The sequence below is a fragment of the Tenacibaculum sp. Mcav3-52 genome (assembly GCF_022347665.1).
Lineage (GTDB): Bacteria > Bacteroidota > Bacteroidia > Flavobacteriales > Flavobacteriaceae > Polaribacter > Polaribacter mesophilus.
In genome coordinates this window covers 197,277-220,360 of the sequence record NZ_JAKRGE010000003.1, presented here as the reverse complement: position 1 = coordinate 220,360, position 23,084 = coordinate 197,277, and the positions used below count along the sequence as shown (strand labels likewise).

General features: G+C 31.3%; 16 protein-coding genes and 1 pseudogene. 11 read left to right on the top strand and 6 right to left on the bottom strand.

Annotation, left to right across the window (positions count from 1 at the left end):
* The first annotated feature begins 4 nt into the window (after window positions 1–4).
* A complete protein-coding gene (locus tag MHM83_RS10120; RefSeq protein ID WP_239179597.1) occupies window positions 5–1,183 on the top strand; it encodes an aspartate aminotransferase family protein in 1,179 nt (392 codons plus the stop codon).
* A 423-nt stretch (window positions 1,184–1,606) separates the two neighbouring features.
* Window positions 1,607–2,572, top strand: a pseudogene (locus tag MHM83_RS10115) (IS110 family transposase).
* A 65-nt stretch (window positions 2,573–2,637) separates the two neighbouring features.
* On the opposite strand, the gene MHM83_RS10110 reads toward MHM83_RS10115, so the two are convergent.
* Together MHM83_RS10110 and MHM83_RS10105 are read right to left on the bottom strand one after the other, a co-directional pair.
* The gene (locus MHM83_RS10110; protein WP_239179595.1) at window positions 2,638–3,264 is read right to left on the bottom strand and encodes a hypothetical protein; all 627 of its coding nucleotides are present in this window, start codon (window positions 3,262–3,264) and stop codon (window positions 2,638–2,640) included.
* A 163-nt stretch (window positions 3,265–3,427) separates the two neighbouring features.
* The gene (locus MHM83_RS10105) at window positions 3,428–4,018 is read right to left on the bottom strand and encodes a hypothetical protein (protein ID WP_239179593.1); all 591 of its coding nucleotides are present in this window, start codon (window positions 4,016–4,018) and stop codon (window positions 3,428–3,430) included.
* A gap of 255 nt (window positions 4,019–4,273) precedes the next feature.
* Here MHM83_RS10105 and MHM83_RS10100 point away from each other — a divergent pair, with 255 nt between their 5' ends.
* Window positions 4,274–5,266, top strand: coding sequence for an IS110 family transposase (locus MHM83_RS10100; RefSeq protein WP_239179592.1), 993 nt, complete (start codon window positions 4,274–4,276; stop codon window positions 5,264–5,266).
* A 151-nt stretch (window positions 5,267–5,417) separates the two neighbouring features.
* On the opposite strand, the gene MHM83_RS10095 is transcribed toward MHM83_RS10100, so the two are convergent.
* The gene (locus tag MHM83_RS10095; protein WP_239179591.1) at window positions 5,418–6,533 is read right to left on the bottom strand and encodes a DUF262 domain-containing protein; all 1,116 of its coding nucleotides are present in this window, start codon (window positions 6,531–6,533) and stop codon (window positions 5,418–5,420) included.
* Window positions 6,530–7,186, bottom strand: a complete 657-nt coding sequence (locus MHM83_RS10090) for a hypothetical protein (protein WP_239179590.1) — start codon at window positions 7,184–7,186, stop codon at window positions 6,530–6,532. Before MHM83_RS10090 ends, MHM83_RS10095 begins: the two co-directional genes overlap by 4 nt.
* 647 nt (window positions 7,187–7,833) lie before the next feature.
* Here MHM83_RS10090 and MHM83_RS10085 point away from each other — a divergent pair.
* The 6 genes from MHM83_RS10085 (at window position 7,834) to thrC (ending at window position 16,532) form a co-directional block, all read left to right on the top strand.
* Entirely contained in the window at window positions 7,834–10,266 is a 2,433-nt protein-coding gene (locus MHM83_RS10085; protein ID WP_239179589.1) for a PAAR domain-containing protein, read from the top strand.
* 70 nt (window positions 10,267–10,336) lie between these two features.
* Window positions 10,337–11,272 (top strand): hypothetical protein, encoded by a 936-nt coding sequence (locus MHM83_RS10080; protein ID WP_239179588.1) that lies wholly within the window; start codon window positions 10,337–10,339, stop codon window positions 11,270–11,272.
* Between the two features lies 1 nt (window position 11,273).
* On the top strand, window positions 11,274–11,519 hold the full coding sequence (locus MHM83_RS10075; RefSeq protein WP_239179587.1) for a hypothetical protein: 246 nt from the start codon (window positions 11,274–11,276) through the stop codon (window positions 11,517–11,519).
* A gap of 306 nt (window positions 11,520–11,825) precedes the next feature.
* On the top strand, window positions 11,826–14,270 hold the full coding sequence (thrA, locus tag MHM83_RS10070) for a bifunctional aspartate kinase/homoserine dehydrogenase I (protein ID WP_239179586.1): 2,445 nt from the start codon (window positions 11,826–11,828) through the stop codon (window positions 14,268–14,270).
* A 2-nt stretch (window positions 14,271–14,272) separates the two neighbouring features.
* Complete coding sequence (locus MHM83_RS10065) at window positions 14,273–15,202, top strand: homoserine kinase (protein WP_239179585.1); 930 nt, start codon at window positions 14,273–14,275, stop codon at window positions 15,200–15,202.
* A 49-nt stretch (window positions 15,203–15,251) separates the two neighbouring features.
* Complete coding sequence (thrC, locus tag MHM83_RS10060; protein WP_239179583.1) at window positions 15,252–16,532, top strand: threonine synthase; 1,281 nt, start codon at window positions 15,252–15,254, stop codon at window positions 16,530–16,532.
* A 37-nt stretch (window positions 16,533–16,569) separates the two neighbouring features.
* On the opposite strand, the gene MHM83_RS10055 is transcribed toward thrC, so the two are convergent.
* On the bottom strand, window positions 16,570–20,127 hold the full coding sequence (locus MHM83_RS10055) for an ABC transporter permease/M1 family aminopeptidase (protein ID WP_239179581.1): 3,558 nt from the start codon (window positions 20,125–20,127) through the stop codon (window positions 16,570–16,572).
* 3 nt (window positions 20,128–20,130) lie between these two features.
* Window positions 20,131–21,012: an ABC transporter ATP-binding protein gene (locus tag MHM83_RS10050; protein ID WP_159495142.1), complete on the bottom strand. Its 882-nt coding sequence runs from the start codon at window positions 21,010–21,012 to the stop codon at window positions 20,131–20,133.
* A gap of 207 nt (window positions 21,013–21,219) precedes the next feature.
* On the opposite strand from MHM83_RS10050, the gene MHM83_RS10045 reads away from it, so the two are divergent.
* Together MHM83_RS10045 and MHM83_RS10040 are read left to right on the top strand one after the other, a co-directional pair.
* Window positions 21,220–22,350: a sensor histidine kinase gene (locus tag MHM83_RS10045; protein ID WP_239179579.1), complete on the top strand. Its 1,131-nt coding sequence runs from the start codon at window positions 21,220–21,222 to the stop codon at window positions 22,348–22,350.
* Window positions 22,343–23,044, top strand: a complete 702-nt coding sequence (locus MHM83_RS10040; RefSeq protein WP_239179577.1) for a LytR/AlgR family response regulator transcription factor — start codon at window positions 22,343–22,345, stop codon at window positions 23,042–23,044. Before MHM83_RS10045 ends, MHM83_RS10040 begins: the two co-directional genes overlap by 8 nt.
* The last annotated feature ends 40 nt before the right edge of the window (window positions 23,045–23,084 follow it).

Sequence of the window (23,084 nt, the reverse complement as noted above, 5' to 3'; positions counted from 1 at the left end):
TTCTGTGAAAGACGATTTTTTTAAATACCAAGGACAAACAACCCCAAATCCTTTAGCTATTGAAATTTCACATGCCAAAGGAAGTTATATTTATGATAGCAACGGAAAAGCGATGCTAGATTTTGTTGCAGGAGTTTCTGCAAATAGTTTAGGACATAATCATCCTAAGGTAAATGAAGCTATAAAAAATCAATTAGAGCAGTATACACATGTAATGGTGTATGGAGAATTTATTCAAAAACCACAATTAGAATTGTGTAAAGCTTTGGCTGCTACCTTACCTCCTAACCTTTCGTCTGTTTATCTGGTAAACTCTGGTACTGAAGCTACTGAAGGTGCTCTAAAATTAGCCAAACGTTTTACAGGCAGAAGTGAAATTGTTGCCGCTAAAAATGCGTATCATGGAAATACACAAGGTGCTATGAGTGTGTGTGGAGCAGAACAACAAAATCGTGCTTTTCGTCCGTTAGTTCCAGGAAGTAAGTTTATTGAATACAACAACGAGCTAGATTTAGAAAAAATCACTGCCAATACAGCAGGTGTTATCTTAGAAACCATTCAAGGAGGTGCAGGATTTATCGAACCTAAAAATGATTACTTAGTAAAAGTAAAACAACGTTGTGATGAAGTTGGCGCCTTGTTAATTTTGGATGAAATCCAATCTGGAGTTGGACGTACAGGAAAATTTTGGGGATTTGAAAATTACAATGTTACTCCAGATATTATTATTACGGGTAAAGGTTTAGGTGGCGGAATGCCAATTGGCGCTTTTATTGCTTCTTTTGAAGTAATGAACTGTTTAAAAGAACACCCGAAATTAGGACATATTACTACGTTTGGCGGCCATCCTGTAATTGCGAGTGCTGGATTGGCGACCGTACAAGAAATCACTTCCTCTAACTTAATGGAAGAAGCCTTACGAAAAGAAAAAATTATTCGCGATGCCTTTAAGAATCACCCTGCGGTTAAAGAAATTAGAGGAAAAGGATTAATGCTTGCTTTATTAGTAGATACTCCTGAAGCAGCCTCGCAAGTAATTTTAAACTGTTTAGATAAAGGGCTAATTTTATTCTGGTTACTTTTTGAAGGAAAAGCAATTCGTATTACACCTCCACTAACCATTTCTGACGAGGAAATAGAAAAAGGATGTGATCTTATATTGAGTGAATTAGACAAATTGTAGTTTATCAATAATTCAACATCTTAAATTGAAAATTAAGCGTGTTTTTACTCCGTTTTTGAATTCGGATTCTTTTTTTCGCATTATGTACAACGGCTTCGTATAACCGTCAGTTGCGAGTTAAATTAGTAATTGTTTTTCTTTTATTCACTAGCGTTAGCAACTCCGAGTGGATTCGGACGTAGTCGAATCCGCCGTAATTGCGGTTATACATCTTAAGTTAGCAATTGTTTAAATTTAGTAATAAAAACCAGAAAGAAAAAAGCGTAGAGTAAGGTTATGATATACGTTGAAACCTAGATTTCGTCAACATTGATAATCCCTACGCTTTTACTACTTCGAATTCGTTCAGTTCTGTGAGACCAAGATCTCGATTTCAAGTTGTTTAATTGATAGTAGTTATTTTCTTTCCAATCCTTTTTTCTTATGAGTAAAAATAAACAATTTTTAGGAATCGATGTAAGTAAAGACGTTTTAGATGTATATGATTATCAAGGAAATTGGTATCAGTTTAAAAATGATGCATCAGGTTTTAAAGAGCTGTTGTTAATCACAATTGATTTAACACATTGTATAATGGAAGCTACAGGATATTATCATGTACGCTTAGCTTATTTTTTAACAGAAAAAGGAGTTTTGTTATCGGTAGAAAATCCGTTGAAGGTTAAGCGTTTTATTCAGATGAATTTATCAAAAGTAAAGACGGATAAGAGTGATGCAAAGCAGTTATATAATTATGGCGTAAGTCAATCTCCTTCTATATGGAAAGGAGATAGTAAGGAACAACAAGAGTGTTTACAAATAGTACGTTTGTTGAGTGTTTATACGAAACAATCTACTCAATTAAAGAACAAGCTTCATGGCGAATCAGTATTAGGAACTCCCTCAAAATTGGTAGTTAATTCCTTAAAAAGGCAGCTGAAAAACATACAAAAAGAGATAGTTAAATTAGAAGACTTGTTGCTAGAGAATGTAAAAAAGAGTTATTAAGAAGAAATAACTTTATTAAAGTCTATTCCAGGAATAGGGGATAAAACAGCATTAATGTTATTAGTTTTTACCGATGGATTTAAGCGTTTTACTTCAGCAAAAGAGTTGTGTAGTTACGCAGGTATTACACCCACTATTAGAGAATCAGGCAGTAGTATAAAAGGACGCCCTCGAATAAGTAAAATGGGGAATCCAAAGCTTAGAAATTTATTATTTATGTGTAGCTTTAATGCTTGTAAATATAACAAAGCATGTAGAGAGCTTTATGACCGAATAGTTGCTAAAGGTAAGAGTAAAAAACTAGCTTTAATAGCGGTATGTAATAAGCTACTAAAACAAGCTTTTGCCATTGTAAAAAGTGGTTTGCCTTATGACGCAAATTATAAAAGCACGTTGGTTTAAAAAAATATAAAATGTACTTGTTTTTTACCTCAGTTCTTTGTTGTGTGTCCGTTTTTTTATTCAGTTTATGATTTGAAATTTTCCCAAATCGTATATAATTCAGTTACTTCTTTTTCGGTCAAATATTTTTCAAATAATCCACAGTTTCCAAAATATGCGACACATTCTCCAAACTTTAAATATTGGCTTTTAGGAATTTTCTTTTTCGCTAAACATTTTTTTAAAATTCCAATTCGCTTTTTCTCATCTTCAAAAATTATTTGGTCAATTTTTTTTATTTCCAAATCCGAATATTCATGCTGTATAGATGCAAGTGATTTTAAAGAATTCCAATATTTTCTTGCTCCAATTCCTTGTTCTACATTTCGAAACCTGTTTTTGGATAAAGCGAATTTTAAAGGTTCTTTTCTCTCAAGATTAAATTTCTCGTTTTTAACTTCAGTCCAAAACTTTTCTGTTTCCATACTTATTGTCTCATTCCAATAAGTTAATAGTTCGTTTTTCAATGAATTGATTTGATAGGAATTGAGTTTTTCCGTTTTTGATTTATCATTTAAACAGCTTTTTATAAACTCAGAAAGATTTAAAAAATGAGATTTTGTATCATTTTCCATTTCAGTTGATTCATTCACTATTTTTTCGTGAATTTCAACCGTTCTTAAAATTTGTCCAATTTTTTCTGTTTTTGTCAATGATTTTCGGTTTTCTCAAATGGCACACAACGTGTTTGTGTATGGTTAGTTGCGTGGTTTAAGCACTAAAGTTAGCATATAAATCACAGATAGAAAGTCCGCGAGGACTTTCGTAAGTAGGCTATACCTAGCAATGAATTATATACGTTGTTCTACGCAGTTTTTATTCCACCCAATTATATAATTCATATTTTAATTTCCAAATTCCATTCTTTTTTTTATAAATTCTGGTCATTCCTCCAGAACCTTGTCTAATTCCTACATAAGCCAAATTCAGTTCCTTATTGAAAATAGGTTTAGCTATATATAAAATTAAATAAATATTTTCGAGGTTGTTTTCCGCATAATATTTTTCAGCAATCTTGTTTATAGAATCCCACTCAATTTTGTTATCAGTATATTTTTTGATATCAATTACATTAAATCCATATTCTTTTATTTTCGAAATGTTGAAATCCTTGTTCTTTTTGAACTGTCCTTTTACAAAGTCAATATCACTTATTTTTAAAGTATCAGATATGAATTCCGAATGAGATATGGTCTGATTTGGATTTTTTAAGTCTATTGGTAAAGTTGGTGGAATATTAATAGATAAATTAGAAATCAGTTCCTTTTTATCAAATATTATTCTCGATTTTGAACTATCTGACAAGATTTGATTCAGAAATTCAAGCTTATATTCATCGGTAATTTTAATTTGAGTTAATTCACGAGTATTTAATTCCGATTTGTTGTTTTGTTTACAACTAATCAAAATTAAAGTCAGAATTATTATTTTAAGCACGATTTTTCTCAAATTGCGTAGAACGGTCTCCTTTACTTTGATATTATTAAATTTAACAAGAGTAGAGAGGAGAACTCGAACGGTCTTTAGGTAATACCTATTACACGTAATAGTCCTCTCTACTTCTTGCACGACGTTTAGTTGAACTACTTGGAATACCTAGCCACTATGGCTCATTAAAGGAAATAGTTGCAAAACGTCATTAATCATTAATTTTTTAAATATATGAAAAAAGTAAGAGATGTGATTGGGATTGATGTATCAAAAAAGACCATTGATGCCACCTTATACCACAGTAGGCAACATGCAGTATTTTCAAATGATGAAGAGGGATATGAAGAGCTTATCCGATGGAGTAAACGCCATTTAGAAACATCAGAGTATTTTTTCTGTTTTGAAAACACAGGGAATTATTCCTTAAAGCTATCGGTTTTTTTGTCTTCGCTATCACTTATTTATGTAGAAGAAAGCCCTATGCGAATTAAACGTAGTACAGGTCTTGCTAGAGAGAAGACAGATAAACTAGATTCCTATATGATTGCCCGATTTGGATGGATGTACCGAGAAGAATTAGAACCCAGTAATGTAAAGCCAAAAGAGTTTCAAGAGATTGGTAGGCTTTTAGCTTTACGAGATCAAATGGTGAGAGATCGTAGTGGTTTAAAATCTACTTTAAAAGAGCAAAAGCATTTGCTTTCAAGTCCGTCAACAGACCCTTGTTGTAAGATATTAGAACGCTCAATAAAGTACATTGACAAGCAAGTATTATCTATAGAGAAACGTATGACAGAATTATTAAAGACAGATGATAAGTTACAGCACAACTATGAGTTGTTAAGGACTGTAAAAGGAGTAGGTCTGATATTAAGTTGTCAATTACTTTATCATACATCCAATTTTATGAAATTTAATAATTGGCGTTCATTTTCAAGTTATTGTGGAATCGCCCCATTTGAATATAGCTCAGGAAGCTCTATTAGGCGACGAAAACAAAGCCACTATATAGGCGATAGAAAAATGAAGACATTATTAAGTATGGCGGCTGTTTCAGCGATACAGTCTGATCAGGAGTTAAAGAATTATTATCACAGAAAGTTAGAGGAAGGCAAACATAAAATGATTGCATTAAACAACGTTAGAAATAAAATTTTAGCACGCAGTTTTGCAGTAATTAAAAGAGGTACTCCCTTTGTAAATATAGCAGCAGTAAATTTCTAAAAAAAAACTTGTTTTTTACCTTGGAATACGGCTATGAGTAGTTGTGTGGTTTAGCACATAACTTTGCAAGTACACACCAAACTGAAAATCCGCGAGGATTTTCAGAAGTAGGCGATAACAAGGAATTACTTATAGCCATTGTTACCAAACGTTATTTAATTAAATTCTTTGTTATAAATGAGTTTATTATTTTTCCTCGATGTTCTCTTGCTGGTATTTCGTTTACTGCCTCACGAGCAAATTCAAAGTATTTAATTTGTCCATCTAAACTTTCCTTAAAATTTTCTTTAGCTTCTAGCTTGGTATATTCGTTGTATTCTAATTCAAAATTTTTTAAATCTCTAGCAAAGCCTTCTTTATCAATACTTGTTAAGTCGTATTGAATTAGTTCAATAATTAGTGTGAAAATATTTGCTTTATTAAACCAATATGATTTTTTATCAAAGCCAAGTCCTTGAATAAATTTAATTGTATTTGTGAGTCCGATTTCTATAGAACTTGCTCCATTAAATTCTTCATTGTATATTTCGATGTAGGTTTGAGTTTTTTCATTTCTTCTAAAATATTTTTCTTCTACAATTGTTGTAATGATAGTTAAAATGTATTGTAGAGCAAGCATTCTTTTAATATCATTGTCCGTAAATATCCTAAACTCTTCAATGAAGAAATTATGCAATAGTTTTCTGTTTTCTTCTGAAAGTTGATATGATATAATATCGTAGTTTAAATTACTTTTCTTTTCAATTATTTGTTTTCCAAAGAAAACAAACTCACTATCACCCCATTGTGCATTAAGACGTTCGGTTGAGTTTAGTGAATATTCTGTACTATTAATTCTTTGAAATATTTCTTTAATTTGTTCAGTGTTAGCATTTTTCATATAACGTACTGAAACTTCATAATTAAGGAAATCTTCTTTTTCCTCTTTAGTTAGTTCAGAGAATTTTTTAATGGGTAATCTGTTGAGAGCAAAAACATCTTCATCTTTTATATAACTTAATATAGTGGTAGTTCTTTGTTGACCATCAACTATTAAATCTTTGAGTTTTAATGTTTCTGTGTCAAGTTCACCAGGTGCAATGTATATTTCTGGAAACGGAAAATTCATTAAAATAGTTTCTATGAATTTATATTTATGTTGTTTTTTCCAAACTAACTTCCTTTGAAAGTCAGGTGACGGATCCAATTCGTTTTTCTTTATTTTGTTATAAAGTTCAATTATTTTCCAGTTATTTGCTGGAATGCTTGTGTTTAATTTTTTTGTCATAATATTTCAGTTTCTGCACGTAATTTTAAATCTTCAAGGTTAGCAATATGATAATTTTTAAAAAAATACCAGTTTTTGTATATACCAAGTCCTAGTTTACGTCCAGTTAATTCTTGTATCTCTCGTTTTAGTTCTTCAAAATTACCTTCTTTACATATTTCAAAACCTGATGGCTTGAAATCAGGTCGAAACCAACCCTTGTATGAATATTTATAAAATTGATAATTAAGAGGTACAGGAAATCTACTTTTTTTATAATACTCATTGTCAATCCAACCATCTTTTAATCCATTTGTAAAATTATATAGAGTTTTATTTAAAGAGTCAAAAAGCGAAGGAGAAATTACAGCAATATCTATATCAGATTTGTCTTTAATTTTTTTTGTGTTTTTGTATTTTTCATCAAATTCATTGTATAGCTTTTTAGGTGATAAGCTATAGCCAATTTTTGCGGATCCTACAATAACCACTTCATTTAGATGCACTTGTAGAGCTTTTGAAATAATTGTTCGAATATTATATTCTAAATCTCTATTTTCTGCTGTAAAAAGAAACGGTTCAATCTCAATTATATGTTTTTGTAAAACTCTTTCAATAGAAAAATTCTTTTCAATTAAATCAGTTTTTAAAGAGGTTATTCTATCTTTTATCATTAGTTTTTTCTAATGTTTGGTAACTAGTTTATATGCGTAATAAAATTACTTATATATTCCTTTTACGGTAGGATATGCGGAACTTTTAGCAATTTTATTAACACCTTCAAATATAAAGAAATAAGATAAAAAAGTGTAATTTTTTTATCGGGATTACAAACTAAGCCTAATTAGGTTGTCTTCCTTCTTCAATAATAAAAGCAATTTTAAACAAGTTGACACACTTTATTGAATACTCCCCCATTGGGTCGCTGATATCACGGCATGCTCCGTTAACACCACGGCACGGGTCGCTGATATCACGGCGTGCTCCGTTGACACCACGGCATGGGTCGCTAATATCACGGCATGCTCCGAAGACACTACGGCATGAGTCGTTATTATCTCGTTACGATTAGTTAATACTTTTCTCTACTATGTTATTATTTTTTTTCTTAGGATATAATAAGCTAAAAGTATTTTCATTGTTTTTTAGAACATTATTTATGCTTTTAACTCAATGTTAAAGAACAAAAGATATATCATTACTTTTCTAGCTGTAACCATGGTTTCTTTTTTTGGCTCTACAAATAACCTCACTAAAAAAACATAAACAACTGATAATTAACACTTTTTTTATTATTTTAGTTCGCAAAAAATAAAAAGCTATGTCTAAAAAACCAGTTGTAACTTTAGGTAGTAATCACCAATGTCCAATGTGTAGTGGGTCTACACCTCATGTTGGAGGACCTGTTACCCAAGGAGAGCAAAACATTTTAATTAACGGTAAACCTGTGGCAACTATTGGTAGCATGTGTACATGTAATGTAGGTATGGATACTATAGTCACTGGAAACCCAAGCATTCTTGCTAATGGTAAACCTATAGCATGTATAGGTGATATGACTGCACATGGGGGAACTATTACTTCTGGTGAGAATAATGTTCTTGTTAGTAGTAGCTCCCCACAATCAACTGTAGTGATGCCTATTGATCAAATTCCATTTCCTGATATTAGTTTTAAAGACAGAATTGGGGCTGCTTTTACTGGTAACACAAAAATGTTTAAACAAGCTGAAGCCAATCAACAAAAAATAAAAGAACTTGCTGAGCAACAAGAGCAAGAAAAAAAAGAAAAAGAACTCCCAAAATTACAAGGTGAAATTATTTTTATAAATGGTTATTTAAGCGACTTTAAAACAAACAGCGAATCACACTGGAATGCTATAATGGATTTAAACCCTGATAAACCAGGTTGGTTTACCTCAAGAGGTGAAAACACTAATGAATATAAACGTACTGATCATGATGATTATTATACTGCAGAACAACGTGAAAAAGACCTCCACAAAAGTAAATTTAGAAAAATTGTTGAAGAAAAGTTTAGAAATCCTAATACGTTAATTTTTAAAACTCCCGAAAGTAAATATTATGGTTACTGGAATGATATTGCTAATGACTACAAAGCTACAGAAACCTACGCCAAATACTTTAATGCAGAAGGTAGAGTACACTACATTAATGGTTCACATGGGCTAGGAAGTAGCGGAGCACATAGAGTTGATCATGGTATTGCTTTAGGCTATGAATGGGCTCGTTATAATTGGAAGCTCATCAAAAAAGAAAAGGTTGATGCTAAAAAAGAAGAATCTCCACAAATAGAAAGCTATTCTCCACATTATAAACCCATAACTATTGTTGGTCATAGTCAAGGTGCTTGTATGGCAGCAGGTGTAAAACTGGGTATTATTAAGTATGCTAACGAAATGGGATGGAAAAAAGTAGCCATAAATACCATTTTTTTAGGAGTGCATCAACCTAAAGGGTTATATGGAAAAAACTACGATAGTCTTATTAAGAAAAAAACACAAGAGTACATGGTTTACAAAAATGCAGTACTTAGAGGAAAAAATGAAGATAGCGGACATAAATTTTTAAGTGCTATTTCTGAATTATATAGTCCTAAATATAAAAAGGTTTTTAACAAACGAGGTTTATTTGAACATGTAAAAGCTATTTGTTACGATTGGAACGCTTATAAAAGTAGAGCTGTACAATTTACTTTTCCGAACGACAGAGGTGATTTAGTAACTATAGATGGAGATATACCAGAAATAAAAAGTGCCTGTCATCCTAAAAGGGATAAAACGTTATTTAGTGCTGAATATTTTCATAAACAAGATAGTATTCCTTCGTATTATCAAACACAACAAAATAAAAAAATCATTGATTTGTCTATGTATGGAGCTGAAAGTGGCTATGTAGTTATTCCTCCTTATGTAGCTGAAGAACGTTACGATTACGATGCTTTAGAAAAGCTAGACTCCCCCACTATAAATCAACAAATACACGGTGTACATTGGAAGGGTTATAGTAGAGTAGTCATACGTTGGGGTGTAGCTATGAATGCCTTCAAACTAGCTAAATCAAGCTACCAGAACTATACAAAACATAAATTTACCGCAAGTGCTGTTGGTGATCTTTTAATTGGGACTTATACGTTTATAGAAAACAATCATAAAAAAATAGCGTTGTACAAAAAACTAATTGCTAATTATAAAAACAAAACGATTAAAACTAACCTTACTAATTTGTTTGAAGGACATTTTAAAACTCCTATTAAGATACCAAAACACCTCACTCATAAATGGAGATATTCTAGTGACGAAAAATATGCTATCATTCTATACAATTTAGCCTATGTAACTTATCAAAACATGCTACTACAATACGCTCCCTTACAAAGTGCTGATTTATATGCTCACTTTGCTCCTGTAGGACATATTTTACACACAAAATTATTACAAGACAATAGTGGGAGTTTTTATGACCAGTACGGTAATATTTCTATATTTGAACGTATAAAGAATGCTGGAAAAGATAAATTCTATAGAATGAAATATAAAGTAGAACTTGGAAAAGAGTTAACAGATGAAGAAAAACGAAAACAAGAAAAAAAGAAAGTTGAAGAACTAAAAGATAAACTTATTGATTCTTCTATTGCTGACACAGAATATATAAATAATGTTATCAAAGCATACGTACACAAAAAGAAAAGTTATGAATCTAAGTTATATGATGAAAGTAAAAATAAAAATTAGTGCTATTTGTTTGCTTTTGTTAACTAGTTCTAGTTGTAATTATTTAAAAAAGAAAAAAGCTATACAAAAAATGGAAAAAGAATATACAGAATATCAAGATTTACATAAACATCAAGGAACAGAAAATTATGATGTAATTACGTTGTTTAAAGAACACTCTATAATTGAAGAGAAATTAGCTGAACAAAAACAACTATTTTTATCTGTTATAGGTAAAAAAAAAGAAAAGTTTAAAAGAATAAAAGTAGATTTTTTCGGAAACCTATTAGGCACAGGTTTATCTTCTGAAACACTAATAGATGGTACTATGTCTGGGTATAAAACATATGGAAACTGGCTCATTAATAATGACACTACTTTAAATAAATATATAGACCCTTTTTTAAATAAAGAAATTAAAGATCCTTTAGATTATAATTTCAAAAATGTAGAAAAAAGAGAATGGTTACAAAAGTTCAAAGAACTATATTTAGATGCCTCATATGTACATATTGACTCATATGATTATTATTTTAAAATCAAAGAAAAGTGGTATTTAATTCAAACTTATAAAAAAGCAAAAGAGTTAAATATTGATATAAAAAAACAGTATCCTTCCAAAATAGCTCCCGAAGAAGTACGTATGGTAAAAATTCCTGAGGTCTTTGATAACTTACTAGAAAACAAAACCCTACAGTTATCAGAATATGTAGAAATGGACAAACAAAAAAGTAGTGGTTTAAACCCTATTAGTTTTTCCTCTGGTTATTACATGTTCGAATTACATTTACCACAAGGGGATATCTTAAAATTTAGACGTTATGGTGCCATGGGGTTTAATGCTGATATGAATATATATCAAATACCTAAAGAATTAGGTGGTAGCGACGAAGTTTTTTTTATAGAACAATTACCAAGACAAACTTATCCTGATAAATCCTTTGCTGGTTTTTATGCCATACGACCTAAAAATTACAAAGAATTACCTGAGTATAAATCATATTCCGAAAAAGAGAAAAAAAATTAACATGAATAAAAAAAATGATAATTTTGGTTGTACACATGTGACATATGGTATTGTTTTCTTTGATATCATTGCTATAATTATATGGCATGAAAAATATATCTCTGGTAAATGTAGTTTTTGTACTGGCTTAGGTGAGTTTATTATTTTGTTATTGTATTTAGGAGTAGCTTCAACTATCGGAGCTTTTCTATCACTACCTTTTCATTACATCTATCACTACATTAAAAAGAAAAAACAAAATAATTAATGTTGGCTTCATAAATTCTACTAAAACACTCAAAGTTTTATTTTTAACAAAAAAACAACAACTTTTCTTGTTTTTTAGAACATAATGTATACATTTGGCTCAATGTTAAACAACAAAAGACATATTATCTCTATTCCAGCTGTAACTACGGCTTCTTTTGTTGGCACAACAACTACAATTATTATTACAACCCTTTAGGGGTTATTTTTCTACATATCATTTCCGTATATATTTATTTTTTCAAAAGACTTGAAAACAGATAAATAGCTTAAAAAATCTTATTTTTAATTTATTATTCATTTTAAAATGAACGTTTTAAAATTTGGTGGTTCCTCTGTAGCCAACCCTCAAAACATAGAAAAAGTAGTACAAGTCATTGCCAATGCTTCTGTAAATAACCAACTTATTGTGGTGGTTTCTGCCTTTGGTAAAACAACAAATAAACTCATTGCATCGGCAGAACAAGCTGCTCAAAACAATGCTAATTATCTTGACAACTACCAAGAAGTTGAGCAATTACATTTTGAAGTAATTGAAAAATTAGTTCCTGAAAATCAGCAAGAAGAAGTTAAAACCTATATAGCATCCCTTTTTAAACAATTAAAAACCTTGTTAGAAGGTTGTTTGTTACTAAACGAAATTACCCCCAAAACTCTAGCTACTATTAGTGGTTTTGGTGAACTATTATCTTCATACATTATTGCAAGTATAGCTAGTAAAGAACTGGATGTAGTATATAAAGACAGTAGAGAGTTAATCACCACTTCCAACGCTTTTGATAAAGCCCAAGTTGATTTTCAAGTAACCAATGCTAATTGTAAAGCCTATTTTGAAAATAATAAGCATCGAGTAACCTTGTTACCTGGATTTATAGCTCGTACAAAAGAAGGAAAATCGACTACTTTAGGACGTGGAGGTTCCGATTATTCTGCAGCTATTTATGCGGCTGCTGTAAATGCTAATGAATTGCAAATATGGACAGATGTTAGTGGAATGTACACTTCAAACCCGTATATGGTAAAGCAGGCATTCCCTATTCCACATATTTCGTATCAAGAAGCCATGGAATTGTCACATTTTGGAGCAAAAGTTATCTACCCTCCTACCATTCAACCGGTGTTGGAAAAGGAAATTCCTATCCGTATAAAAAACACTTTTAAACCTGAAAATGTAGGAACACTCATTTCAAAAATTACCGAAAACGGAAAACCTGTAAAAGGAATTTCTCATATCGAAAATATTACGCTATTAACCTTAGAAGGAAGTGGCATGGTAGGTGTTTCTGGCATTTCTGAACGTTTGTTTGAAACGTTATCGACACATAATATCAATGTGGTATTAATTACGCAAGCTTCTTCTGAACACTCTATTTGTGTAGGGATTTATGATGAAGATGCTGAAAAAGCAGCTCTAAAAATTAACGAAGCTTTTGCCTTTGAAATAGAGCGTCATAAAATAGATCCGATTATTGTAGAACAAGGGTTGGCAATTATTGCTTTAGTAGGTGATAAAATGAGAAATCATCAAGGTTTGAGCGGACAAATGTTCAGTTCTTTAGGCAAAAACAACGTAAATATTCGTGCCATTGCCCAAGGTGCTTCGGAAAAAAACATTTCTGCTGTTATCAATAGTTCAGATGCCAAAAAAGCATTAAATACGCTACACGAACAGTTTTTTGAAGAGAATATAAAACAATTAAACTTGTTTGTTACGGGTGTAGGAAATGTTGGGGAACGCTTTTTAGCACAAATTCATCAGCAGAAAAAGTACTTAAAAGAACAGTTAAAACTGAATGTACGCGTTGTAGGGATTTCCAATTCTAAACAAATGATTTTTGATGAAGGTGGTATCAGCTTAAAATCATGGAAAGAACAATTACAAAACGGAGAAAAAAGTTCTTTAGAGCTTTTTTTCCAAAGAACAAAAGCGTTGAACCTTCGTAATTCAGTTTTTATTGACAATACAGCCAATCAAAAAGTTTCTGAAATATACGAACACTATTTAGCCAACAATATAGGGGTGGTTACTTGCAATAAAATAGCCTGTGCTTCTGAACTCAACAATTATAAAAAGTTAAAACACATTTCACGAAAATACAGTGCACCATTTTTATTTGAAACCAATGTGGGTGCTGGTTTACCTATTATTGATACGCTTAAAAACTTAATTGCTTCTGGTGATCGAGTGCATAAAATACAAGCGGTGTTATCGGGCTCTTTAAACTTTGTTTTCAATAATTTTAATGAAAGTATTTCTTTTCAGGATGTCGTACAACAAGCACAAGAACAAGGATACACGGAACCAGATCCTAAAATTGATTTGAGTGGTGTTGATGTAGCTCGAAAAATATTAATTCTTGCCCGTGAAAGCGGTTATGATTTAGAGCTTTCAGATATTGAAAACAATGCATTTTTACCTAAAAAGAGTTTAGAAACTACCAATAATGATGATTTTTATGCTTCTTTAACCGAGTTTGAAAGCCATTTTCAACAAGTATATAAAGAAGCTGCCGACAAAAATTGTCGCTTAAAATATGTTGCTGAATTTAACAATGGAAAAGCGTGTGTTGGCCTACAACACATTCCGTTTGATCATCCTTTTTATAATTTAGAGGGTAGCGACAACATTGTCTTGTTTTTTACAGATAGATATCCTGTAAATCCGCTACAAATAAAAGGAGCCGGTGCAGGTGCTGAAGTAACTGCTTCTGGAATTTTTGCTGATGTTATACGAATTGGAAATAATATATAAAAATGAACTATTTAAAAATATTTTCACCAGCAACCGTTGCCAATGTTTCCTGCGGATTTGATGCTTTAGGCTTAGCGCTCGAAACGGTTGGTGATACGATGACTTTTACCAAAACAATTACAAAAGGTGTTAAAATCACAAAAATAACTGGAGCTGATTTACCATCTAACCCACAAATAAATGCTGCGGGAGTGGTTGCGCTAGCGATGTTAGAAAAGCATCCAGTTGATTTTGGTATCGACATCACCATTCACAAAGGATATACTCCTGGAAGTGGTTTAGGAAGTAGTGCTGCCAGTGCTGCGGGAGCTGCATTTGGTGTAAATCAGTTATTAGGAAATAGCTTCTCTCCTCTTGAATTGACTCAGTTTGCTATGCTAGGAGAAGAAGCTACTTGCGGAACTCCGATAGCTGATAATGTTTCTGCCGCTATTTATGGTGGTTTTACATTGGTACGTAGTTACAAACCTTTGAGCATTGTAAAAATTCCTGTACCTGCTGATTTAAGAGTGGTGGCTATCCATCCTCAAGTTGAAGTAAAAACCAAAGACGCTAGAGAGGTATTACCGAAAGAAGTTCCTTTAAAAGATGCGGTTACACAATGGGCGAATGTTGGCGGATTGATTAGTGGATTGTATACCAACGATTATCAATTAATCGCAGACTCTTTAACAGATATCATTGTTGAACCTGCTCGTAAACATCTGATTCCTCATTTTGATGAAGTGAAGCAACAAGCAATTAAAGCAGGAGCTTTAGGAGCAGGAATTTCAGGTTCAGGCCCTACAATTTTCACTTTATGTAAAGGGGATGCAACTGCCGAAAACGTTTATAAAACCATTCAAAACACGTATCAAGACAAACAAATTGATTTTAACATGATTCTTTCAAAAATCAACACAGAAGGAATTAAAATTTTAGAAACTAACTAATATTGAATGTTCACTAAGCGTAGTCGAAGTGAAAAACAAACACAAAATTATGAACTATTATAGTCTCAATCATACATCACCTAATGTTAGCTTTGAAGAAGCTGTTGTAAACGGATTAGCTCCAGATAGAGGATTGTATTTTCCTGAAAACATTACGCCATTACCTAAAGAATTTATTGAAAACATTGATGAGTATTCTAATGAAGAAATTGCGTATGAAGCCATTAAACAATTTGTAGGTGATGAAATTCCGCAAGGCATTTTACAAAAAATCATTAAAGAAACCATCAATTTTGAGTTTCCTGTAGTATCTATTGAAGAAAATATCGGTACACTAGAATTATTTCACGGACCAACCATGGCTTTTAAGGATGTGGGAGCTCGTTTTATGGCTCGTTGCTTGGGGTACTTTAATCGCGATAAAAATCAACAAGTAACCGTATTGGTAGCTACTTCAGGCGATACTGGAGGTGCTGTTGCTAATGGATTTTTAGGAGTGAAAGGTGTAGATGTGGTCATTCTCTACCCTAGCGGAAAAGTAAGTGATATTCAAGAAAAACAATTAACAACCTTAGGGCAAAACATTACTGCTTTAGAGGTTGATGGTGTTTTTGATGATTGTCAAGATATGGTTAAAACTGCTTTTTTAGATGCTGAAATCAACCGTACGTTAACCTCAGCAAACTCTATTAATATTGCTCGTTGGTTACCCCAAATGTTTTACTTTTTCTTTGCCTATAAACAAGTTTATAAAAAGCATAAAGAAGTAGTTTTTTCAGTACCTAGTGGAAATTTCGGGAATATTTGCGCAGGAATTATGGCGCAAAAACTAGGGTTACCTGTCAAGCATTTTGTGGCTTCGACCAATGTAAATGATACGGTTCCTAATTATTTAGCAAGTGGTGAATACCACCCTAAACCATCTAAAGCGACCATTTCTAATGCCATGGATGTTGGGAATCCAAGTAATTTTATCAGGATACAAGAATTATTTGATAATGATTTAAATACTTTAAAATCAGTATTCTCTTCTTTTTCTTTTTCTGATGACGAAACTCGTGACACTATGAAAAACATCTATAAGAACTCAAGTTATATTACAGATCCACATGGAGCTGTTGGATATTTAGGTTTGAAAAAATACGGATTACAAAACGAGTATGGAATTTTCTTAGAAACAGCACATCCCGTAAAATTTTTAGATGTTGTGGAAGAAGTTTTAAATGTAACTGTTGAAATTCCACCACAAATAGCATCTGTAATAGACAAACAAAAAGAAGCTATACAAATTAGTTCCTATCAAGAATTGAAAGATTTTTTAAATGCTTAACACAAAAAATGCCTCAAAAGTGAGGCATTTTTAATTCTTACAATCTAACTATATTATCTACTAAATTTTCATCATTTCTAGTTCCATAAGGGTCTATCACAATATAATTAGGCTTTTCATTTACTATGAACGAAACTTCTATGAGTTCTCGGTTGATTTGTTTAGACTCATAATACAACACAGTACTATTATCTTTTACTTGTAAAGGATGGGCTGAAAAGATTCCTATTTTAATAGGCTCGTTAATTCCTATTTCTTTAATATCTCCGTTTGATAGTGTTTCAAATCGTTTCGCTTTTATTGTTGCTTTAACTTCATAGGTTCCATCCGGCAACTCCTTATACGAACTTTTTTCTACAGCTATATCATAAGTTATTACCCTTTTAAACCAATCATTTACCAATGGGTGATATTCTTTGGGAGTAATCTTATATATTTCTTCAAGTAATTCTATTGTATGTGCTTTGGGAGAACTTTCAAATCGATGTCGGTGTGTAATGGTTTTTACTATGTCATTAACTTGCTTCTCCCCTATCAAATCTCTTAATGCCATTAATACGGTATAAGCTTTACCATAAGAAATATAACCTTCTTCTTGTACTTTATAAATTGGAGGTTCAATGTTTTCACCAAACGCTCTTCCTAAAAAATATCTCCTGCGTGCATCTTCAGCTAACTCATATAAAACACCTTTTCCGTACATCTTTTCTAACACTACGGCTTCTGTATATTTCGCTAATCCTTCTACTAATAAAGAACCACCCGCTACTGGCTTAGCTATTAACGTATGCCCCCACCATTGATGTGCTACTTCATGAATTGTTCTTTTAGCGACTAAATTAAAGGTGTTTTCATCACGAACATCTGACAAGTATAAACGATCTTCTGTCATACTAATAACCCCTGGATGTGCAAATCCACCAAATCCCCAATGTGAAGGAACTTCTGCGATTCGAACATGTTTAAAATTATACGTTCCAAAATTTTCTTGACAATATGCTAAGGTTTCTTTTGTACTTTTCTCTATTTCATCAATATTAAAATCGTGACTAGCGTTGTAATATTGTTCTATAGAGATTCCATTATATATTGCTTTTTTAGTTGTATAATTTGCAGAAAAATAGGCTACCATAGGTAATATTTTTCCTTTTGATTTGTAGTGGTAATAGTTTCTATCTTTTTCTGACCAAGTTTTAATTAAATCTCCTGAGCTTATGGCTATTTGGTCTTTATTTGTAGAAACAACTGTTTCAAAACGTACTTTTTCAATTTTAATATCTTCTAAGGCTATATGCACATCTGAGTTATCATCCTCATCTCTTTCTGGTAATCCTCTTTTTTTACGTTCTGTTTTATCCAAAATTTCAAATCCAGAAGCATATCCTATAATAGGCTCAAAATTTCTAAAAGTTATATAGGTACCATTGTTAACAATACTTTTGTCTTCTTCATATCCTTTTAGTTCTTTTTCTATAACAAAAGTATAAGCTACAGAATCGTTGGGTTGTAGTTTCTCTTTAAATTCAAACACATAGGCTCCATGTGTAGTATCTTTTGTTGATAAACGAGCTCTTTCTAAATGAATTTGTTTTATAGATATTCGTTCAGTTATTAATAATTTGGATACTGCTTCATTACTCTTGTTTTTTAACACATAATTTGCCTTGACAGTATACTTTCTTTTCTTCGGAAAAATAGCTACTTCTGTTTTTTGAGAAACTGGATATAGCTTTTCTAACGTTTGATAATGTTTATACTTACGTTCGTAATCTTCGTTAAGATTTAAGTTATCATCATTCGTATGATAATCTGAAAGAAAATTGGTATTGTAAAACACTAAGCTTCCTGCTCCAATAACTAACAAAGAAAAGCTTAAAAGTAATATCCTCTCTGTTAAGTTGTAACCTTGCTTTAGTTGCTTTATTTTATACGAAAAACCTTTTACCATTCCTCTATTCCAAACTTTAAAAGCTATTAAAACAAATAAGACTCCTATCCCTAGCCAATACAACCCTAAATGATTAAACTGTGTAGTATTGCTATTATACATAGCCATATCTCCCAAGGCTACTCTAGGCATAAAACCAATACTTGTTAAAGGGTGTTCTAGACCTAAAAGATTAGCTTTCATACTTATTATAACTAACAAACCAAAAGCTCCCATTCCTACATACTTACTTTTAGCTATACTATTTATAAACACGGCTAGCATAGCGTATATGATAAGCTGTAAACCATAATAATAAAATACAGAAGCATACATACCAATGTTTATACTTTCAAAACCTAAACTAACTTGAAAAGTAATACACATAAATATTCCTAAAGCAATTAATAATATGGGTAATACTGATAAACTGATAAACTTAGCAGCAAAAAACACCCAGTTTTTAGTTGGAGTTGCCCCAATAATTAAATTAAAATTTACGCTATGTTCTCTCCATACTATTTCTGAACCATAAAAAATTAGTAATAAAAGACCGAAAAGGGTTAACGGATTTGTAATAAGTTCTATTAGTTGATTTGTAAATGGATATACACTTACTCCGTATTCACGTCCTTCAACAAAGTTTGCATACAACTCAGAAAAAACAATTAGTAACCACATAGCTACAATTACTAAAAAAGGTAAACTTTTAAATACACTGTTTAACTCTAAACGTACTAATGACAAAAGCCCTTTTATTTGTGCTATAAAATTGTATGTTCCTTCTATTGCTTTATAAGGAGTTAGCTGTTTTATATTATTTTTTAATGTTTTTTGTTTCTTTACTTTCTTCGTAATTTTTCTAAAAGAAAACCTTTTATAGGTAAGGAACAATATTCCAAGAGAAAAAGCTATCCAAAGTATTCTATTCCATAAAAACAATCCTGAAAAAGAAAGTAACTGCGTATTCTTCTGATGAGCTGTCCAATACTGAGTTTGCTCAAAAAAAGCTGCTATTCCAAAAGAATCTGCTATTGCGGCTACCGACATCATTTCTGGTGATGCAGGAACAGATTGGGCTAATAAGGGTGAATTTAAAAAAATAGAACTCACAAAATATAACATATAAATGCATACTGCACTTGCGTAAGTTGCAATGCTATTTTTAGTAAATATACTCACAGAAAATATTAAAGAAGTACATATAAAAATATTAGGTAGCACTATATAAAACCAAGGCTGTATATAATTAAGTAAACTAAAAGTTCCTAACCTTTCTGCATCTAAACCAGAAAAGTAGTTCCCTAATATATATCCGACTATAAAAGGAGAAAAAGCCAAAACACTAAATATAAATGCTCCTAAAAAGCGACTCCAAAAATAATGCTGTTTTGTTATTGAAGAACTATAAATTAAGCCCTCCATATGATGTTGTTTATCTCTTATGGTAGCAGTTACCGTAAAAAACATAATAATAAAAACACTTCCTAAAGTAAAAAGACCTGTATGAAAATAAACTTGATAAACAGCATTAAAGTTTACTCCAGTAGGCGCATAACCTTGACTTCCTGTAAAATAGCCTAATCCTAAAAATAATATTGAAAATATTGGAAAGGCTCGTTGTTTTAATTGATAATACGTTTCAAATTGTAATAATTTCTTAAACATAGACTAGACTTTTTTATGGTGAAACAACGTAGTGAAATAGTAATCCTCTAAGTTTGGAGTAATTCTTTCAAATCCATTTGATAAAGTAACTTCAGAGAAAACCCTTATTTGTGTTTCGCCTGATACTAATTTGGTTGAAATTATATCATATGTCTTTCTATAGTGTTCAATATCACTTTTAGCTATAATTTTTGTCCAAATATTGTTTTGAATACTCTCTACCAGCTCTTTTGGGTTTCCTTGAGATATAATTTGTCCTTCAGATAATATTGCCATTTTAGTGCATAGGTTTCTAACATCTTCTACTATGTGAGTAGATAAGATGACTATCACATTCTCTCCTATTTCACTTAAAAGATTTAAAAAACGATTGCTTTCTTCTGGATCTAAACCTGCCGTAGGCTCATCTACAATAATTATTTGAGGGTTTGCCAACAAAGCTTGCGCAATTCCAAAACGTTGCCGCATTCCTCCTGAAAATGTATGTACCGCTTTTTTTCTGTGTTGATAGAGGTTTACTTGCTGTAATAAAGAAGTTACTTGCTCTTTTCGCGCTGAGTTATTTGTAATACCTTTCAGAATAGCTAAATGATCTAACAATCTTTCGGCTGATATTTTAGGGTACACACCAAATTCTTGAGGTAAATACCCTAAGTATTTTCGTATTTCTTCTGGCTTATTAATAATATTACAGTCGTTAAACACAAGCTCTCCAGAAGAAGGCTCTTGTAAAGAAGCGATAGTACGCATTAAAGAAGATTTACCTGCTCCATTGGCACCTAACAAGCCAAACATTCCGTTCGAAATTTTTAAGTTAATTCCGTTTAATGCTTTAACTCCGTTAGGATATGTTTTTGTAAGGTTTCTAATTGTTAATGTATTCATATGTGGTTAGGTATTTGTTTTCTACAAATTTCCAATACCTTACCTTTCTGATAAATTAAAAATGATATATCAGCTTATTTTTAACACACATAATATTTATTTAAGTACTAACTAAAACTCAACTAAAAAAGCTACTTGTTCGTATAAAAAACAATAGTGTTTGTCAATATAATTGTGAAAACAGTTTTACATGAGTAATTTTGAAGTATGATTGATTTTTTAAAGAAATACAAAGCTTTTCTTATTGGCTTTTTAATTATAATTCCGTTGTTCATTTTATTGGATTACATAAATGTTCTAAATATCCCCAATGACCAGCCAGTTGAGGTTATTGTAATCATTATTTTTTGGGCGTTAGTTGTAGGATTACCCATACATAATTATCAATATTTAAAAAGGAAAAAGAAAGCCGTAATTGGTATTACTGTTCTTTTTATCCTATTTTTTATTACAATAGTTATTGATTCTTTTATGAAGCTCCCAGATAATCCAATCACATTCATTTTATTAATAATATTTTGGTGTGGATTGGCTTATTTTTTAGTACCTAGCTTCATTAAAAAATATTGGAAATTCATAGCCCTTCTATATACTCCATTACTCTTATACTTTTTTTATCTCAGATTGTTTTCTGGTGATTTAGATGCTTATTTAAAAGTAAAACAAGAAACTCCTTTTTATATATTCTTTTTACCTATTCCTATTTTCTTTTTTCTTTGGATTTTTGAACAATGGAAATGGGTACAAGAGTTAAAAAAAGAAAAATCTAAAACTGAATTATCACTATTAAAAACCCAAATAAACCCGCATTTTTTCTTCAACACATTAAATAACTTGTACGCGCTTACAGTAAAAAACTCTCCTCAAGCACCAGAAGTTATTTTAAAACTATCTGACATGATGCGCTATACCATTTACGATGGAGAAAAAGAAACAGTAAAAATTTCAGAAGAAATAGAATACCTAAATAATTACATCGAACTACATAAAATCCGATATAAAAAGTCTGTAGAAATTACTTTTAATCACGACATCGATACCTCTTTAAACATCCCTCCTTTACTGTATATTATCTTACTTGAAAATGCTTTCAAACATGGTATAGAAACACTTGCTGAAAATGCTTTTATACATATTAATTTATACGAAGATGCTCATTTTATTTACTTTGATATAGAAAATAATTTTGATTCTAGTGAACTCAATAATTCTAAAGGAATTGGATTACAAAACCTAAAACGAAGATTATCTTTGCTATACAAGCAACAACATGAACTAAGCATTAGTTCCACAAATAATATCTATAAAACACAGTTAAAAACACCAAAGCATGCTTAACTATATAATTATTGATGATGAGCCTTTAGCTCATGAAATTATAACAGAATTTTGTAGCATGCTACCTCATGTTCAATTAGTAAAAAGCTGCTATAATGCTATGGAGGCTATGCAATTTTTAAATGAACATACCGTTGATTTTATGTTTTTAGACATAAACATGCCCAAGTTAAAAGGTTTAGATTTTTTAAAAACACTTTCAAATCCACCTAAAACTATTATCACTACTGCCTACAAAGAATACGCACTTGAGGGATTTGAACTCAATGTCGTAGACTACCTTTTAAAACCTTTTAGTTTTGATCGTTTGGTAAAAGCTGTCAATAAAGTATCAGACACTTTACCTATCAAAACAATTAACAAAGAAAGTATACAGACAAGTCAAATCAATACTCGTATTTTTATCAAAGGAGATAAAAAACACCATCAAGTTGATTTAAATGATTTGTTATTTATAGAGGCTTACGGAAATTATACTAAACTATTTTTAATAGATGAAATGATTGTAAGCCACGAAAAGATTTCTCATTATGAAACTATCTTAGATGAAAACAATTTCCTAAGAGTACATAAATCATTTATTGTTGCTGTAGATAAAATAAAGTTTATAGAAGGGAATCGTATTATAATTCATGAGCATAAGGTTCCTATTGGTCAAACCTATAAAAGCCTAGTTAGTAAACTTTACAACTAACATTTATTTTATTTTTCTTTTATCTCTTTTATTTTCATAG

Coding starts and splice junctions, on each gene's coding strand:
- MHM83_RS10095 (WP_239179591.1), bottom strand. CDS start 6,533: ATGACAAAAAAATTAAACACAAGCATTCCAGCAAATAACTGGAAAATA.
- MHM83_RS10050 (WP_159495142.1), bottom strand. CDS start 21,012: ATGAATACATTAACAATTAGAAACCTTACAAAAACATATCCTAACGGA.
- MHM83_RS10085 (WP_239179589.1), top strand. CDS start 7,834: ATGTCTAAAAAACCAGTTGTAACTTTAGGTAGTAATCACCAATGTCCA.
- thrA (WP_239179586.1), top strand. CDS start 11,826: ATGAACGTTTTAAAATTTGGTGGTTCCTCTGTAGCCAACCCTCAAAAC.
- MHM83_RS10040 (WP_239179577.1), top strand. CDS start 22,343: ATGCTTAACTATATAATTATTGATGATGAGCCTTTAGCTCATGAAATT.
- MHM83_RS10090 (WP_239179590.1), bottom strand. CDS start 7,186: ATGATAAAAGATAGAATAACCTCTTTAAAAACTGATTTAATTGAAAAG.
- MHM83_RS10045 (WP_239179579.1), top strand. CDS start 21,220: ATGATTGATTTTTTAAAGAAATACAAAGCTTTTCTTATTGGCTTTTTA.
- MHM83_RS10100 (WP_239179592.1), top strand. CDS start 4,274: ATGAAAAAAGTAAGAGATGTGATTGGGATTGATGTATCAAAAAAGACC.
- MHM83_RS10055 (WP_239179581.1), bottom strand. CDS start 20,127: ATGTTTAAGAAATTATTACAATTTGAAACGTATTATCAATTAAAACAA.
- MHM83_RS10080 (WP_239179588.1), top strand. CDS start 10,337: ATGGAAAAAGAATATACAGAATATCAAGATTTACATAAACATCAAGGA.
- MHM83_RS10065 (WP_239179585.1), top strand. CDS start 14,273: ATGAACTATTTAAAAATATTTTCACCAGCAACCGTTGCCAATGTTTCC.
- thrC (WP_239179583.1), top strand. CDS start 15,252: ATGAACTATTATAGTCTCAATCATACATCACCTAATGTTAGCTTTGAA.
- MHM83_RS10075 (WP_239179587.1), top strand. CDS start 11,274: ATGAATAAAAAAAATGATAATTTTGGTTGTACACATGTGACATATGGT.